Below are 14266 nucleotides of genomic sequence, written 5' to 3' on the forward strand. Positions count from 1 at the left end.
TCAGTCCGCGCGGGGGCGGACCAGGCCGGATTCGTAGGCGACGACGACCAGTTGGGCCCGGTCGCGGGCGCCGAGCTTGGCCATCGCCCGGTTGACGTGCGTCTTGACGGTGAGCGGGCTGACCTCCAGGCGGCCGGCGATGCCGTCGTTGGAGAGGCCCGCCGCGACGAGGACGAGGACCTCGCGCTCGCGGCCGGTCAGCGCGGCGAGTCGGTCGGCGTGCGCGGAGCCGGCGGTGGGGGGCTCGGCATGGACGCCCTGGGCGAGGAAGGTGGCGATGAGCCCCTTGGTGGCGGCCGGGGAGAGCAGCGCCTCGCCGGCGGCGGCGACGCGGATGGCGTTCAACAGGTCCTCGGGCTCGGCGCCCTTGCCGAGGAAGCCGGAGGCGCCGGCCCGTAGCGCCTGCACCACGTACTCGTCCACCTCGAAGGTGGTCAGCATGACGACGCGGACCGCCGCGAGTTCCGGGTCGGCGGTGATCATGCGGGTGCCGGCGAGACCGTCCGTGCCCGGCATGCGGATGTCCATGAGGACGACATCGGCCCGGTGTTCGCGGGCCAGGGCGTACGCCTGGGCACCGTCGGACGCCTCGCCCACGACGTGCATGTCGGGCTCGGAGTCGACGAGCACCTTGAACGCGCTGCGCAGCAGCGCCTGGTCGTCGGCGAGCAGCACCCTGATGGGCGTCGGCGTCTCTTCCACGCCCCGAGCGTACGGGGCCCGTCCCCTCAGCCCAGGGCGAGGGTCAGCAGCGCCACGGTGGCCGCGACCTCGGACAGGGCTCCGAAGACGTCCCCGGTGACCCCGTCGAAGCGGCGCACGCAGCGGCGCGACAGGAGTTCGGCGGCTCCCAGGGCGAGGACGACCGCCCCGGCGTGCCGCGCGGCGGCGGGCAGCCCCGACGGCAGGGCCGCGGCGGCGACGGCCGCCACGGTCAGGGCGGTGACGACGGCGGCCGAGCGGCGCGGGACCACACCCGCGACGGCCGCGCCCAGGCCGCCGGGCCGGGCCGCGGGGACGCCGGCGCGCGAGGCGAGGGTCATCGCGAGCCGGGCGGCGACGGCGGCGGTGACGGCGGCCGGCGCGCCCCGCGCCCAGCCGTCCGCGTACGCGTCGGCCAAGGCGGCCACCTGGATCAGCAGGACGAACAGCAGGGTGATCACACCGAAGGGGCCGATGTCGGACTGCTTCATGATCCGCAGCGCGTCCTCGGCCGGTTTCGCGCTGCCCAGCCCGTCGGCGGTGTCGGCCAGCCCGTCGAGGTGCAGGCCCCGGGTCAACGCGGCCGGTACGGCGACGGTGACGGCCGCGGCCAGCAGCGGGCCGCCGCCGAGCAGCAGCAGGAGGGCTCCGGCCGCCGCCGCGCACACCCCGACGACGAGGCCGGCGAGCGGGGCGCACTCCATCCCGGTCCGGGCGGCCGGCCGGTCCCAGCGGTTGACGCGCGCGGGCAGCACGGTGAGCGTGCCGAACGCGAAGCGGATGCCGTCGCCGAGCGGGGCGCGCTCCCCGGGCGGGGCGGCCGGCGGATCTTCGTACGAATCTGTCATCGGCGCGAACGCTACCCGCTCGCGCCGGCCGGTAAATTGCCCCAAACCTGCTAAACCGGGAGGTGTCGGGGAAGGAGTCGGCGGTATGGGTCACTGGTGGTATCGGAACATCGTCGAACCGGGGAAGCTGCCGCTGCTGCTCGCCCTGCTCTCCTTCGTGTTGTCGTTCCTGGTCACCAGGGTGATCACCCGGCTGATCCGGGCGGGGAAGGGGCCGTTCCGCAACGTCTCCCCGGGCGGCCTGCACATCCACCACGTGGTGCCCGGGGTGGTCCTGGTGATCATCGGCGGGTTCGGGGCGGTCGCCAGCGGCCGGAGCGGCTTCGGGGCGCTGGCCTCTGCCGTGCTCTTCGGACTGGGCGCGGGGCTGGTGCTGGACGAGTTCGCGCTGATCCTGCACCTCGACGACGTCTACTGGAGCGAGCAGGGCCGCAAGAGCGTGGAGGTCGTGGTCCTGACGGCCGCTCTGGTGGCGCTGGTACTGGGCGGGTTCCTGCCGTTCGGGGTCAACGACCTGAGCGCCGGGGAACGCGAGAGTCGGGGCCTGGTCGTCCTGAACATGGCCGGGAACTTCTTCCTGGCCCTGATCGCCCTGTGGAAGGGCAAGCCGCGCACCGCCCTGTTCGGGACGGTCGTGCCCTTCGTGGCGCTGATCGGCGCGATCCGGCTGGCCCGCCCCGGTTCCCCGTACGCCAAGCGGTTCTACGCCCGGCGCCCGCGGGCCCGTGCCCGGGCCGGGCTGCGCGCCTTCCACCACGACCGGCGGTGGGCGGCGCCCCGGCGCCGGTTCGAGAACTTCATCGGCGGCACCCCGGACCCGGAGCGGATCTCCATGAGGAAGGGCCCGCCGCGCTGAGCGGCGAGCCCTCCTGCCATACGACACCGCGTACGGCTCCCCGTACGACCCGTACGGACGACCCGGGTCTCAGCCCGGGATCAGGCCGTCGTCGCTGAGCATCTCCCGGACCTCGTCCAGCGTGGCGTCCGGGGCGGGCAGGATGAGTTCCGACGGCTCCAGCGCGTCGTCCGGCAGCGGCTCCCCGAGCCGCCGGACAGCGTCGAGCAGCGCGCCGAGCGTGGTGCGGAAGCCCTGCTCGTCACCGGACTCCATCTCCGCGAGGAGGTCGTCGTCCAGCTTGCCGAGCTCGGCGAAGTGGCTGTCGGCCAGCTTCACCTGGCCTTCCCCCATGATGCGGACAATCATGACGGGCCCCGTCCTACTGCTTGTCGAACCGGTGCGGGCTCTGCGACGACTGGCCGGTGCCGGGGGCGCCGCCCTCGATGGCCTGCTGCTGGGCGGACGGGCCGCCCGCCAGCTCGGCCTTCATCCGCTGGAGCTCCAATTCCACGTCGGTCCCGCCGGAGAGGCGGTCGAGTTCGGCCTGGATGTCGTCCCTGGAGCCGAGGCCGCTCTGGTCGTCCAGGGCGCCGGAGGCCAGCAGCTCGTCGATCGCGCCGGCCCTGGCCTGGAGCTGCGCGGTCTTGTCCTCGGCCCGCTGGATGGCGAGACCGACGTCGCTCATCTCCTCCGAGATGCCGGAGAAGGACTCGGCGATCCGGGTCTGCGCCTGGGCGGCGGTGTAGGTGGCCTTGATGGTCTCCTTCTTCGTCCGGAAGGCGTCCACCTTGGCCTGGAGGCGCTGCGAGGCGAGGGTCAGCTTCTCCTCCTCGCCCTGGAGGGTCTGGTGCTGCACCTCGAGGTCGCTGACCTGCTGCTGGAGGGAGGCACGCCGGGCCAGGGCCTCGCGGGCCAGGTCCTCGCGGCCCAGGGCGAGCGCCTTGCGGCCCTGGTCCTCCAGCTTGGCCGACTGGCCCTGGAGCTGGTTGAGCTGCAGTTCCAGCCGCTTGCGGGAGGTCGCCACATCGGCGACGCCCCGACGCACCTTCTGCAGCAGTTCCAGCTGCTTCTGGTAGGAGTAGTCGAGGGTCTCGCGCGGGTCCTCGGCCCGGTCAAGGGCCTTGTTCGCCTTCGCGCGGAAGATCATCCCCATACGCTTCATGACACCGCTCATGGGCTTCGCGCGCCCCCTTCTAGACGGACTTCGCTCCAGGTCACAGCCACGGCGGTGCCCGGTCTCCCGAGCCGGCCGCCGGCAGGACCCACAGTACGGGCCCTGCCTCTATTACCGCACTGTTCCGGTGCGGATGCGCTCCTCCTCCAGGACGACTGCCCCCCACGCCGTATCAGGCGTGAGGAGTAGGTGATCCCAGGAGACCCCGGGAAAGCCCCCGACCTCCCGGGGCCTCCCGGGGGCTTCCCCGGACGTCCGCGCGGGAGGCGCACCCGCCGTAAGAACCCTGCACAAGGAAGACGCCCGCCGTTGCCGGATCGTTCCCCGAGGAGGTGGGGCGGGGGCGTACGAGCACGTACGCTTGGGTTTTGTGTTTGGTAGCCGTTCCTCCAAGGAAGACAAGGACGCCGCCACCGAGAAGGTGGGCGCCGGCCTTTCGCAGCCCCGTGACCCCCAGGCCCCGAAGGGCCGCCCGACGCCGAAGCGTGCTGTGGCCCAGTCGCAGCGCAAGGCAGTGGTGGCCTCGACCGGCAATCGCAAGGAGGATGCCAAGCGTGCCCGTGAGCGCCGCCGCGTAGAGCTGGCGAAGCAGCGCGAGGCACTCGCCAACGGCGACGAGCGCTACCTGCCCGCCCGTGACAAGGGCCCGGTCCGCAAGTTCGTCCGCGACTACGTGGACTCCCGCTACTCGGTCGCCGAGATGTTCCTGCCGCTCGCGGTGATCATCCTGGTGCTGAGCATGGTGCGGATCCCGTCGATCCAGAAGATCGCGCTGCTGCTGTGGCTCGGTGTGATCGTCCTGATCCTGCTGGACTCCGTCGGCCTGTTCATCCGGCTGCGCAAGGCCGTGAACACGCGCTTCCCGGACGAGCCGAAGCGCGGCGCCGTCGCGTACGGCCTGATGCGCACCCTCCAGATGCGCCGCCTGCGTCTTCCGAAGCCGCAGGTCAAGCGCGGGGAACGGCCCTGAGCCGAGCGACGCCCCCCTCTGGGGCGTCGGGGGAGGGGAACAAGGGCTTCGCCGGGGGCGCCCGGCTGTGGCTGGAGGGACTGGGCGGACTGCGCAACGCCGTCCGCCAGGAACTCGTGGGCCGTCAGGTCGACGAGCAGATCGTGCACCGCTTCCCGGTCGGGCAGCGGCTGCGCGTGCTCGACGTCGGCATGGGCCAGGGCACCCAGGCGCTGCGCCTGGCCCGCGCCGGGCACATGGTCACCGGCCTGGAGCAGGACCCCGACATGCTCGCGGTCGCGCACGCCGCGCTGGCCGCCGAGCCGCCCGGTATCCGGGAGCGGGTCCGCCTGCTGGAGGGCGACGGCCGCGAGACGGGAGCCCACTTCGGCCCCGGCAGCTTCGACGTGGTGCTGTGCCACGGCGTGCTGATGTACGTGCCCGAGGCGGACGCGATGCTCGCCGGGCTGGCCCGCATGCTGGCTCCGGGCGGACTGCTGTCCCTGCTCGTGCGCAACGGCGACGCCCTCGCGATGCGACCGGGGTCGGCCGGGGACTGGAGCGCCGCTCTGGCCGCCTTCGACACCGTCGAGTACACCAACCGGCTCGGCCTGGAGGTACGGGCGGACCGGTTGGCCGATCTGACCGCGACCCTGTCCGGGATCGGCGCCCCGCTCCACGCCTGGTACGGCGTGCGCGTCTTCACCGACGGCACCGAGGCCGGCGAGAGCCTGCCGCAGGACGCGGAACTGGAGCGGCTGCTGGCCGCCGAGGACCGCGCCGGGCGGACCGACCCCTACCGCGGTGTGGCGGCGCTGCTGCACCTGTGCGGCGTCCGGGGCTGACGCGTCCGGGCCGCCGGGAGCCGGCCGGTACCGCCGGGCCGGCGCCCGCGAGCGGTGTACGGGGTCGCCCCCGCACACCGCCGTTCCTCAGGGCCTCACGCGTCCAGCGCCTCGCGCAGGCTCATCGTGTAGAGCTCGGCGCCGCCGTCGTCGGACAGCTTCACCCGCTCGACGCCGCCCTCCAGCAGGTCCTTCCAGTACTCCCCGATCCAGGACTCCGCGTCCCCCTGCGTGGTGAACTCCTCAGGCTCCACCGACGGGTTGGTCTCGCCGCCGTCGGCCGCCTCGAACCGCCACGTCCACGCCATGTCCGCCTCCGTTGCTCGTCCGCCGCTCGTCTGTCGCTCGCGCGCGTACTCCGCCTTGAGTCTGCCCGCAGAGTAGCCGGGCGCGCAGCAGTCCCGACGACGCGGGAGGATCATCCCGTGGAACTCACTCTCCTCGGTACCGGTACACCCGAAGGACTGCCCCGCCCCGGCTGTCCCTGCGCCGGCTGCGCCCTGGCCGTCGGCCCGGCGGCCCGCGCGGCGACCTCCGTCCTCGTGGACGGCGCGCTGCTGCTGGACCTGACCCCGGGGGCGGTGCTGGCCGGCGCCCGCGCGGGGCATTCGCTGTCGGGCGTACGGCAGGTCCTGCTCACCCACCCGCACGACGGCCCGGCCGTGGAGCTGCCGCCCGGGCTGCCCGCCGCCGGCCGGGTGCCCGACGGCCGGGAGCTGGCCGTGATCAGCGGGCACCGGGTGCGGGCGGTGCCGATGGACGCGCCCGGGACGGGGTACGAGGTCGTCGGCCCGGACGGCGGCCGGCTGCTGTACCTGCCGCCGGGCGGCGCGCCGGCGGGTCTGGGGGCCGCCGGGAGCGCGCAGGCCCCGTACGACGTGGTCCTCGCGGACGTGGTGGGCCGCCCGGAGGCGTTGGCGCGGCTGCGGGCGAACGGGGCGGTCGGCCCCGGCACCGATGTGATCGCCGTGCACCTGGACCACGACGTCCCGCCGGGCCGGGAGGCGGCACGCCGGTGCGCCGCGGTCGGGGCGCGGACGGTGCCCGACGGCACCACGGTGGTGACCGGCGAGTACCGCGCGCTGCCGGAGGTGCCGCGGCGGACGCTGGTGCTGGGCGGGGCCCGGTCGGGGAAGTCGTTCGAGGCCGAGCGGCGGCTGGCGGCGTTCCCGGAGGTGGTCTACGTCGCCACGGGCGGCTCCCGGGACGGGGACGCGGAGTGGGCGCAGCGCGTGGGCCTGCACCGGGAGCGGCGGCCGGCGGGCTGGCGGACGGTGGAGACGTGTGAGCTGGTGCCGCTCCTGGCGGCGGACGACGGGCCGCCGCTGCTGGTGGACTGCCTGGCGCTGTGGCTGACGGACGCGATGGACCGGGTCGGGGCCTGGGACGACCCGGTGTGGGCGGCGGGCGGTATGACCGGGCTGCGCGAGCGGACCGGCGAGCTGGTGGAGGCCGTGCGGGCGACCCGTCGGCCGGTGGTGTTCGTCAGCAACGAGGTGGGCGCGGGCGTGGTCCCGGCGACGGCCTCGGGGCGGCGCTTCCGCGACGAGCTGGGCCGGTTGAACAACGCGGTGGCGGCCGAGTGCGAGCACGTCCTGCTGGTCGTGGCGGGCCAAGCGTTGATCTTGAAGCCCTGACGGGGGCGCGGAAGTCGCCGACACCCGTGCCGGAACCCGCTGGTGGCCCGACGGAGCGGCCGGGGAGGGCCATACCGCCTGTACGCTCTGGCAGATGACCACGCTGAACCTCGACGAGTTCTCCGATCTGATCGAACGCCCCGACGGGGGCGTCCGTCGTGATGCCGAGGACCGCCGCGAACGGCTGGCCGTGCCGCCCGGCGCGTTGGGTCGGCTCGACGAGCTCGGCGAGTGGCTGGCCGCCGCCCAGGGCCGCGTGCCGGTCCGGGCGATCGAGCGACCGCGCGTCGTGCTGTTCGCCGCCGACCACGGGATCGCCGCCGCCGGGGTCTCCGCCAGGCCCGCCGGCTCCGCCCACGAGCTGGTGCGCGCGGTGCTCGACGGGGCCAACCCGGTCTCGGTGCTTGCCGGCCGGTTCGGGGCCACCATCCGCGTCGTCGACGCCGGACTGGACTGCGACCCGGGGCTGCTTCCGGCGGACGTCACCCGGCACCGGGTCCGGCGCGGCAGCGGGCGCATCGACGTGGAGGACGCGCTGACGCCCGAGGAGGCGGAGGCCGCGCTCCGGCTCGGGATGCGCGTCGCCGACGAGGAGGCCGACGCCGGGACCGACCTGGTCGTGCTCGGCGACCTCAGCGTGGGCGGTACCACGGTGGCCGCGACGTTGATCGCGGCCCTGTGCGGCACCGACGCCTCCGTGGTCACGGGCCGCGGCGGGGTGCCCGTCGACGACCTGGCCTGGATGCGCAAGTGCGCGGCGATCCGCGACGCGCTGCGCCGGGCCCGCCCGGTCCTCGGCGACCAGGTGGCCCTGCTGGCGAAGGTCGGCGGCGCGGACGTCGCCGCCATCACGGGGTTCCTGCTCCAGTGCGCGGTGCGCCGTACGCCGGTGATCCTGGACGGTGTCGTGTCGGCGGCGTGCGGGCTGGTGGCCCAGCGGGCCGCGTTCCGCGCTCCGGACTGGTGGCTGGCCGGCCAGGCGAGCGGGGAGCCGGGTCAGGCGAAGGCCCTGGACCGGATGGCGCTCAACCCCGTGCTCGACCACGGCGTCACAGTGGGGGAAGGAACCGGGGCGTTGTTGGCCCTCCCCCTCGTCCAAGCGGCCGCCGCGCTCGCGGCGGACCTGCCCGAGCGGGTGGCGGGGGAACCGAAGGACTGAGTCGACGGGCGCCACGGGCCTGAGCAGTCCGGGGTGCTCGAACCGCCCGTGGACGGTGGCGCCCCATACATCGCATTCCATGGGAGAGGTCCGCTTGACCAGCGTAGAAACCACGACGACAGCCAACGGCAGGAAAGAGCCGGGCGGTGACGGCGCCGACAAGGCGGCGAACCGCAGGGGGACGGGACGATCGCGGCGCGGGGCCGCCTTCGCCGTCTGGTACCTGAGAGCCGTCACCTTCGTGAACTTCCTCAGCGCGGTGTGGCTTTCGCTCGGGCAGGACCTGCGCCGGCACAACACCGCCGACTTCTACACCCCGTACCTGCTCACGGCCGGATTCGCGTCCGGGCTGTTCTCGCTGATCCTCGCGGTCACCATGGGCCGCCGCAAGCGGGCCGCCTGGATCCTCAACCTGGTGATCAGCGGGATGCTGCTGTTCGCCTTCGCCACCGCGGCCTTCGCCCCGTGCACCGGCGGCGAGTTGAACTTCTGCTACCCCGAGTTCCGCGACCACGCCCAGAACTGGGTGTCGCTGGTCCTGACCGCCGCGTTCGTGGGCGCCCTGGTGCTGGGCCGCCACGAGTTCTACGCCAAGGGCGACCGGTCCAACCCCAAGCTGGCCACCGCCGTCGGCGCCGTGGGCCTGCTGCTGACCTCGCTCGTCGCCGCCCTGCTGGTCGGCGCCACCAACACCGACCCCGACCGCGCCCAGGCGACGTTCCTGGCCCGCTGGCGGTACGGCGTGATGCGGCTGGTCACCCTGGAGCCGAACGACCGGGCCTACGACGGGATCGCCACCCCCTCCTGGGTGGACGTCTCCATCAACGTCATGTCGATGATGCTGCTGCTCGCCGTGCTGTTCGCGGCGTTCCGCGCCCGCCGTGCCGTCGACCCGCTGACCCCCGAGGACGAGGAGCGGCTGCGGGCGCTGCTCGCCAAGCAGGGCGACCGCGACTCCCTGGGCTACTTCGCGCTGCGCCGGGAGAAGTCGGTCATCTGGTCCCCCACCGGCAAGGCCGCCGTCACCTACCGCGTCGTCGGCGGTGTGTCACTGGCCTCCGGCGACCCGATCGGCGACCCGGAGGCATGGCCGGGCGCCATCGAGCCCTGGCTGGCCGAGGCCCGCGAGCACGGCTGGATCCCGGCCGTGATGGGTGCCAGTGAGGAGGCCGGCCAGATCTACGCGCGCCACGGCCTGGACGCCCTGGAACTGGGTGACGAGGCGATCGTCGAGACGGACGAGTTCACCCTGGAGGGCCGCGCCATGCGGACCGTCCGGCAGGCGTTCAACCGGGTCAAGCGCGCCGGGTACACCGTCCGCATCCGCCGTCACGCCGACGTTCCGACGGAGGAGATGGACAACCTCCTCAAGCGGGCGGACGACTGGCGCGACGGCGCGACCGAGCGCGGTTTCTCCATGGCGCTGGGCCGGCTGGGCGACCCGGACGACGGCCAGTGCGTGATGTTGGAGTGCTTCGACGGCCAGGGCGAGCTGCGCGCCCTGCTGTCCTTCGTGCCGTGGGGGCCCAAGGGTCTGTCGCTCGACCTGATGCGCCGTGACCGGGACTCCGAGAACGGCCTGATGGAGTTCATGGTCATCGAACTGCTGGAGCGCTCGAAGGAGATCGGCGTCACACAGGTCTCACTGAACTTCGCGATGTTCCGTTCCGTCTTCGAACGGGGGTCCAAGCTCGGCGCGGGTCCGGTGCTGCGCATGTGGCGCTCGCTGCTGAGCTTCTTCTCCCGTTGGTGGCAGATCGAGTCCCTCTACCGGGCCAACGCCAAATACCGGCCGATCTGGGAACCGCGGTTCATGCTCTTCGAGAAGAGTTCCGACCTGTTGCGGATCGGTATCGCGGCGGGCCGGGCCGAGGGCTTCCTGGAGGCACCCGGCCTGCCGAAGTGGCTGCACCGCAGACATCTGGAGACGCGTCGTTGACAGCGTGGTCGAAACCCTCACCGCGGCGGTTCGCCCGCCGCGAGTGGGGGCCCCTGTTCCGGACGATCCGGGACGCGCTCGTCCACGACAGGTGGCGGGCGATCCCGATGACCATCGGCGCGGTCGCCCTGACCTCGCTGTTCCAGATCGTCCAGAACACCCCCTGGGGTTTCCAGCCGGTGCAGGACCTCGGCTCCGTCAAGGCCGCCGACCCTCTCTGGCTGGCGCTCCTGCGGACCCCGCTCTCCCTGTTCGTACCGGCACTCGACCTGCCGGTGTGGGGGGCGCTCGCGCAGGTCCTGCTGGTCTTCGGCATCTCCGAGATCTGCATCGGCTGGTGGCGCACGCTGGTGATCGGCTACGTGGCCACGCTCGCCGGGACCACGTACGCCCGGATCGGGCTCTCGCTGGGCCCCCACCACCCCTTCGGCCTGCCGGTGTCCGACCGCGTCGTCAACGACACCGGGCCGTCGGCGGCGGTGGTGGGGCTCGCCATCTACGTCTGCTGGCGCTACCGGGCGTACCTGACCGGCGGGTTGGTGATCGCCGTCATGATCGGTGAGGTGCTGGTCAAGGACAACCTGGCGGGCAAGGAACACCTCGCGGCCATCGCCGCCGTGATGGCGGTGTGCGTGGTCCGCGCGAAGTGGGGGCCGGAGCGCTCCCGCGCGCCGCTGGGCCGCCGCCCGCCGCCGGCGCCGTCACCGCCCGCGCCCTCACCGCCCGCCCCCCGGGGCTGACCCGGACCGCGGGGGAGGCCGTACCGTGGCTTCCCGTGACGACAGACCCCACCCGACAGGGACGCTTCCGTGCGCTCCGGCGGTGGCTGCGGCTCCATCCGCCGGCCACCGACGGCATCCTCGCGGTCGGTGCGCTCGTTGCCATGGTCGTCGGCTCCTTCGCCAGCCCGCACGGCCCGCACGGGCCGACCTTCGGCACCCGTACCCCCGAGCCGTTCTCGCTGCTGCTGATGCTGTTGGGCTCGGCCGCCCTCGTGTGCCGGCGCCGCCGGCCGCGCGCGGTGCTCGCCGCGACCGTCTCCCTGTCCCTGCTGGAGCTGTCCACCGGGGAGCCCCGGGCGCCCGTCGCGATGTGCGCGGTGATCGCCCTCTACACGCTGGCGGCCCGCACCGACCGGCCCACCACCTGGAAGGTGGGCCTGCTCACCATGGCGGGGCTGACGGGCGTGGCCATGCTGGCCGGACCGCTGCCCTGGTACTCGCAGGAGAACATCGGCGTCTTCGCCTGGACCGGGATGGCCGCCGCCGCCGGGGACGCGGTGCGCAGCCGTCGGGCGTTCATCGACGCCATCCGGGAGCGGGCCGAGCGCGCCGAACGCACCCGGGAGGAGGAGGCCCGCCGCCGGGTCGCCGAGGAGCGGCTGCGGATCGCGCGGGACCTCCACGACGTGGTGGCCCACCACATCGCCCTGGTCAACGTGCAGGCGGGGGTGGCCGCGCACGTGATGGACAAGCGTCCCGACCAGGCCAAGGAGGCGCTGGCCCACGTACGGGACGCCAGCCGTTCCGCGCTGAACGAGCTGCGTGCCACGGTGGGGCTGCTGCGGCAGTCCGGTGATCCGGAGGCACCGACGGAGCCCGCGCCGGGGCTGGGGGTGCTGGAGGAGCTGACGGACACCTTCCGCAACGCCGGGCTGCCGGTGAAGGTGATGGTCGAGCTGGGCCGGGAGGGCTCCCTTCCGGCGGCCGTGGACCTGGCCGCGTACCGGGTGATCCAGGAGGCGCTGACCAATGTGCGCAAGCACGCGGGGCCGGGCGCGACCGCCGAGGTCAGCGTGGTGCGGGTGGGGGCGTCGGTCGAGGTGACCGTGCTGGACGACGGGGGCACCTCGGCGGACTCCGCGCCCCGCCCGGCCGACCCGGGCGGCGGCCACGGCCTGCTGGGCATGCGGGAGCGCGCCGGGGCCCTGGGCGGATCGTGCTCGGCCGGCCCCCGCTACGGCGGCGGCTACCGCGTGCACGCGGTCCTGCCCGCGTAGACCCGGGCGCCCGGAAGGCGCGTACCGCTCGTCAGGGCGCGTGGTAGCGGGCCTCGATGCCCGCGATCACCAGGGCCAGGCCCTCCTCGAAGCCCTCGTCGTACTCCTGGAACAGCTCGGCGCCCGCCGCCGCGGCGAGGGGGAAGGCCGCCATCCGGGCCGCGCGTTCGGTGACGTCGTAGCCCTCCCGGCGCTCGCCCGGCAGCGGTTGCACGCCCTGTTCCTCGGTGACGAAGCCGAGGGTGAAGAAGTAGGCGGTCGAGAACGCGCGGACCGCCTGGGGCAGCGCGAAGCCGGCGTCGACCAGGGCGCGCAGGTCCGTCTCCAGCCGGAGGGCGTGCTCGGTGCCCGCGAACCGGGAGCCGCTGAAGACCTTGGCGCCGTCGCGGTAGCCGAGCAGCGTCGCGCGCAGCGCGCGGTTGGCGGTCGTCAGCCGCTCCTGCCAGCCGGCCTCCGGGGGGAGCCGCAGGCCGGCGACCAATCGGCGGTACATCTCGGTGGCCATCTCGTCCAGCAGTTCCTGCTTGCCCTTGAAGTGCCAGTACAGGGCGGGGGCCTGGACGTCCAGCTCCTTGGCGATGGCCCGCAGGGTCAGTCCGTCGAGGCCGACGTCGCCGAGCAGGCGCAGCGCGGTCTCCACGACCAGCTTCTTGTCCAGTTTGGGGGCTCTCCGGGTCGTCACGCTTGACAGTTTAACAGCGTTAAGGCAATGCTTCGGGAGCAACTTAACGACGTTAAGGAGAGAGTCGTGCACACGACCGCGGTGACCGACACGGACGTTCTGATCGTCGGTGCGGGCCCCACCGGCCTCGCCCTCGCCGTCGACCTCGCCCGGCGTGGGATCGACGCCCTCGTCGTGGAGCGGGCCGACGGCCTCTTCCCCGGCTCCCGCGGCAAGGGCATCCAGCCGCGCACCCGGGAGGTCTTCGACGACCTCGGCGTCGGTGCGGCCGTCGACGCCGCCGGCGGCCCCTACCCGGTCGCGATGATCTGGCGGGACGGGCGGCGCCAGGGCGAGCAGCGGATGTTCGAGCCGGGCGAGCCCGGCGAGGAGTCGCCGTACCACGAGCCGTGGATGGTGCCGCAGTGGCGCACCCAGGAGATCCTCTTCGCCCGGCTCGCGGAACTCGGCGGCGCGGTCGCGTTCGGCCGGGAACTGACCGGGCTCGACCAGGACACCGACGGGGTGAGCGCCGGCTTCGCCTCCGGGGAAGACGTCCGGGCGCGGTACGTCGTGGCCGCCGACGGCGGCCGGTCCACCGTGCGCCGGGCGCTCGGGATCGTGATGACCGGCGAGAGCGTCGACCCGAACCCGGTCCTGGTGGCCGACGTCCGCGTCACCGGACTCGACCGGGACAACTGGCACGTCTTCCCGGCCGACGACGACACCGGGGTCCTCGCGCTCTGCCCGCTCGCCGGGACCGGGGACTTCCAGCTCACCGCGCAGTTCCCGGAGGGCACGGACATCGACCTCTCCCCCGACGCCGTCCGCGCGGTCGTCGCCGCCCGCTCCCACCTCGCCGCCGAGGACGTGACGGAAGTGCGCTGGGCCTCCGACTTCCGCCCCCGGACCGCGCTCGCCGACCGGTTCCGCGAGGGCCGGGTCTTCCTCGCGGGGGACGCCGCGCACATCCACTCCCCCGCGGGCGGCCAGGGGCTCAACACCAGCGTCCAGGACGCGTACAACCTGGGGTGGAAGCTGGCCGCGGTGCTGGCCGGGCGGGCCCCCGGGTCCCTGCTCGACACGTACGAGGAGGAACGGCTGCCCGTGGCCGCCGCCATGCTCGGCCTCTCCACCCGGGTCCACCGGGGCGAGACCCGGCGCGGCGCGGCCACCCGGATGCTGGGCCTGAACTACCGGGGTTCCTCCCTGGCCGTGGACACCCGCACCGCCCTGCCGGGGGACGCCCTGCGCGCGGGCGACCGCGCTCCGGACGGGGCTCCCGGCGGCGTTCGCCTCTTCGACGCGTTCCGCGGACCGCACTGGACCCTGCTGGCCGTCGGCAAACAACCGGAGGTCGACCTTCCGATCCTGCCCGACGTCCGCACCCTGCGCGTCCCGTCCTACGCGCCCTACGGCGACGGGGTGTTCCTCGTCCGGCCCGACGGCCACATCGGCTGGGCGGGCGACACGGGGACGGGCGTCGCCGCGTACGCGGCCCGCGTCGGCGCCTGA

15 protein-coding genes are annotated in these 14266 nt (G+C 73.8%); 9 read left to right on the plus strand and 6 right to left on the minus strand.

Features of this window, described 5'->3' with window-relative positions:
- Together ACFVXJ_RS05525 and cobS are read right to left on the minus strand one after the other, a co-directional pair.
- A complete protein-coding gene (locus tag ACFVXJ_RS05525) occupies nt 1-702 on the minus strand; it encodes a response regulator (protein WP_389659062.1) in 702 nt (233 codons plus the stop codon).
- A gap of 26 nt (nt 703-728) precedes the next feature.
- Nucleotides 729-1550 (minus strand): adenosylcobinamide-GDP ribazoletransferase, encoded by an 822-nt coding sequence (gene cobS / locus ACFVXJ_RS05530; RefSeq protein WP_389659065.1) that lies wholly within the window; start codon nt 1548-1550, stop codon nt 729-731.
- Between the two features lie 85 nt (nt 1551-1635).
- Here cobS and ACFVXJ_RS05535 point away from each other — a divergent pair, with 85 nt between their 5' ends.
- Nucleotides 1636-2406 carry a hypothetical protein gene (locus ACFVXJ_RS05535; RefSeq protein WP_389659068.1) on the plus strand — a complete coding sequence of 257 codons (771 nt, stop codon included), beginning with the start codon at nt 1636-1638 and terminating at the stop codon, nt 2404-2406.
- Between the two features lie 69 nt (nt 2407-2475).
- On the opposite strand, the gene ACFVXJ_RS05540 is transcribed toward ACFVXJ_RS05535, so the two are convergent.
- Nucleotides 2476-2754: a hypothetical protein gene (locus tag ACFVXJ_RS05540; protein WP_389659071.1), complete on the minus strand. Its 279-nt coding sequence runs from the start codon at nt 2752-2754 to the stop codon at nt 2476-2478.
- 13 nt (nt 2755-2767) lie between these two features.
- Nucleotides 2768-3562, minus strand: a complete 795-nt coding sequence (locus ACFVXJ_RS05545) for a PspA/IM30 family protein (protein WP_389659074.1) — start codon at nt 3560-3562, stop codon at nt 2768-2770.
- A 361-nt stretch (nt 3563-3923) separates the two neighbouring features.
- Between ACFVXJ_RS05545 and ACFVXJ_RS05550 the strand changes: the two genes are divergently transcribed.
- Both ACFVXJ_RS05550 and ACFVXJ_RS05555 read left to right on the plus strand, forming a co-directional pair.
- Nucleotides 3924-4532 (plus strand): DUF3043 domain-containing protein, encoded by a 609-nt coding sequence (locus ACFVXJ_RS05550; RefSeq protein ID WP_389659077.1) that lies wholly within the window; start codon nt 3924-3926, stop codon nt 4530-4532.
- A gap of 80 nt (nt 4533-4612) precedes the next feature.
- The gene (locus tag ACFVXJ_RS05555; RefSeq protein WP_389660060.1) at nt 4613-5356 is read left to right on the plus strand and encodes a class I SAM-dependent methyltransferase; all 744 of its coding nucleotides are present in this window, start codon (nt 4613-4615) and stop codon (nt 5354-5356) included.
- A gap of 95 nt (nt 5357-5451) precedes the next feature.
- On the opposite strand, the gene ACFVXJ_RS05560 is transcribed toward ACFVXJ_RS05555, so the two are convergent.
- A complete protein-coding gene (locus tag ACFVXJ_RS05560) occupies nt 5452-5664 on the minus strand; it encodes a hypothetical protein (protein ID WP_361316079.1) in 213 nt (70 codons plus the stop codon).
- A 117-nt stretch (nt 5665-5781) separates the two neighbouring features.
- On the opposite strand from ACFVXJ_RS05560, the gene ACFVXJ_RS05565 reads away from it, so the two are divergent.
- The 5 genes from ACFVXJ_RS05565 to ACFVXJ_RS05585 all read left to right on the plus strand — a co-directional run bounded on the left by ACFVXJ_RS05565 (nt 5782) and on the right by ACFVXJ_RS05585 (nt 12090).
- On the plus strand, nt 5782-6993 hold the full coding sequence (locus tag ACFVXJ_RS05565; protein WP_389659080.1) for a bifunctional adenosylcobinamide kinase/adenosylcobinamide-phosphate guanylyltransferase: 1212 nt from the start codon (nt 5782-5784) through the stop codon (nt 6991-6993).
- A gap of 94 nt (nt 6994-7087) precedes the next feature.
- On the plus strand, nt 7088-8152 hold the full coding sequence (cobT, locus tag ACFVXJ_RS05570; RefSeq protein ID WP_389659083.1) for a nicotinate-nucleotide--dimethylbenzimidazole phosphoribosyltransferase: 1065 nt from the start codon (nt 7088-7090) through the stop codon (nt 8150-8152).
- A 79-nt stretch (nt 8153-8231) separates the two neighbouring features.
- Nucleotides 8232-10091 (plus strand): phosphatidylglycerol lysyltransferase domain-containing protein, encoded by a 1860-nt coding sequence (locus ACFVXJ_RS05575; protein ID WP_389659086.1) that lies wholly within the window; start codon nt 8232-8234, stop codon nt 10089-10091.
- Between the two features lie 107 nt (nt 10092-10198).
- Nucleotides 10199-10831 carry a hypothetical protein gene (locus ACFVXJ_RS05580; RefSeq protein ID WP_389659089.1) on the plus strand — a complete coding sequence of 211 codons (633 nt, stop codon included), beginning with the start codon at nt 10199-10201 and terminating at the stop codon, nt 10829-10831.
- A gap of 35 nt (nt 10832-10866) precedes the next feature.
- The gene (locus tag ACFVXJ_RS05585; protein WP_389659092.1) at nt 10867-12090 is read left to right on the plus strand and encodes a sensor histidine kinase; all 1224 of its coding nucleotides are present in this window, start codon (nt 10867-10869) and stop codon (nt 12088-12090) included.
- Between the two features lie 31 nt (nt 12091-12121).
- Here the strand turns inward: ACFVXJ_RS05585 and ACFVXJ_RS05590 are convergent, their stop codons facing one another.
- Nucleotides 12122-12772, minus strand: a complete 651-nt coding sequence (locus ACFVXJ_RS05590; RefSeq protein WP_389659095.1) for a TetR/AcrR family transcriptional regulator C-terminal domain-containing protein — start codon at nt 12770-12772, stop codon at nt 12122-12124.
- A 27-nt stretch (nt 12773-12799) separates the two neighbouring features.
- Here ACFVXJ_RS05590 and ACFVXJ_RS05595 point away from each other — a divergent pair, with 27 nt between their 5' ends.
- Nucleotides 12800-14266: an FAD-dependent oxidoreductase gene (locus ACFVXJ_RS05595; RefSeq protein WP_389659098.1), complete on the plus strand. Its 1467-nt coding sequence runs from the start codon at nt 12800-12802 to the stop codon at nt 14264-14266.

Source organism: Streptomyces sp. NPDC058279 (assembly GCF_042881255.1).
In the GTDB taxonomy this organism is placed as follows: Bacteria; Actinomycetota; Actinomycetes; order Streptomycetales; family Streptomycetaceae; genus Streptomyces.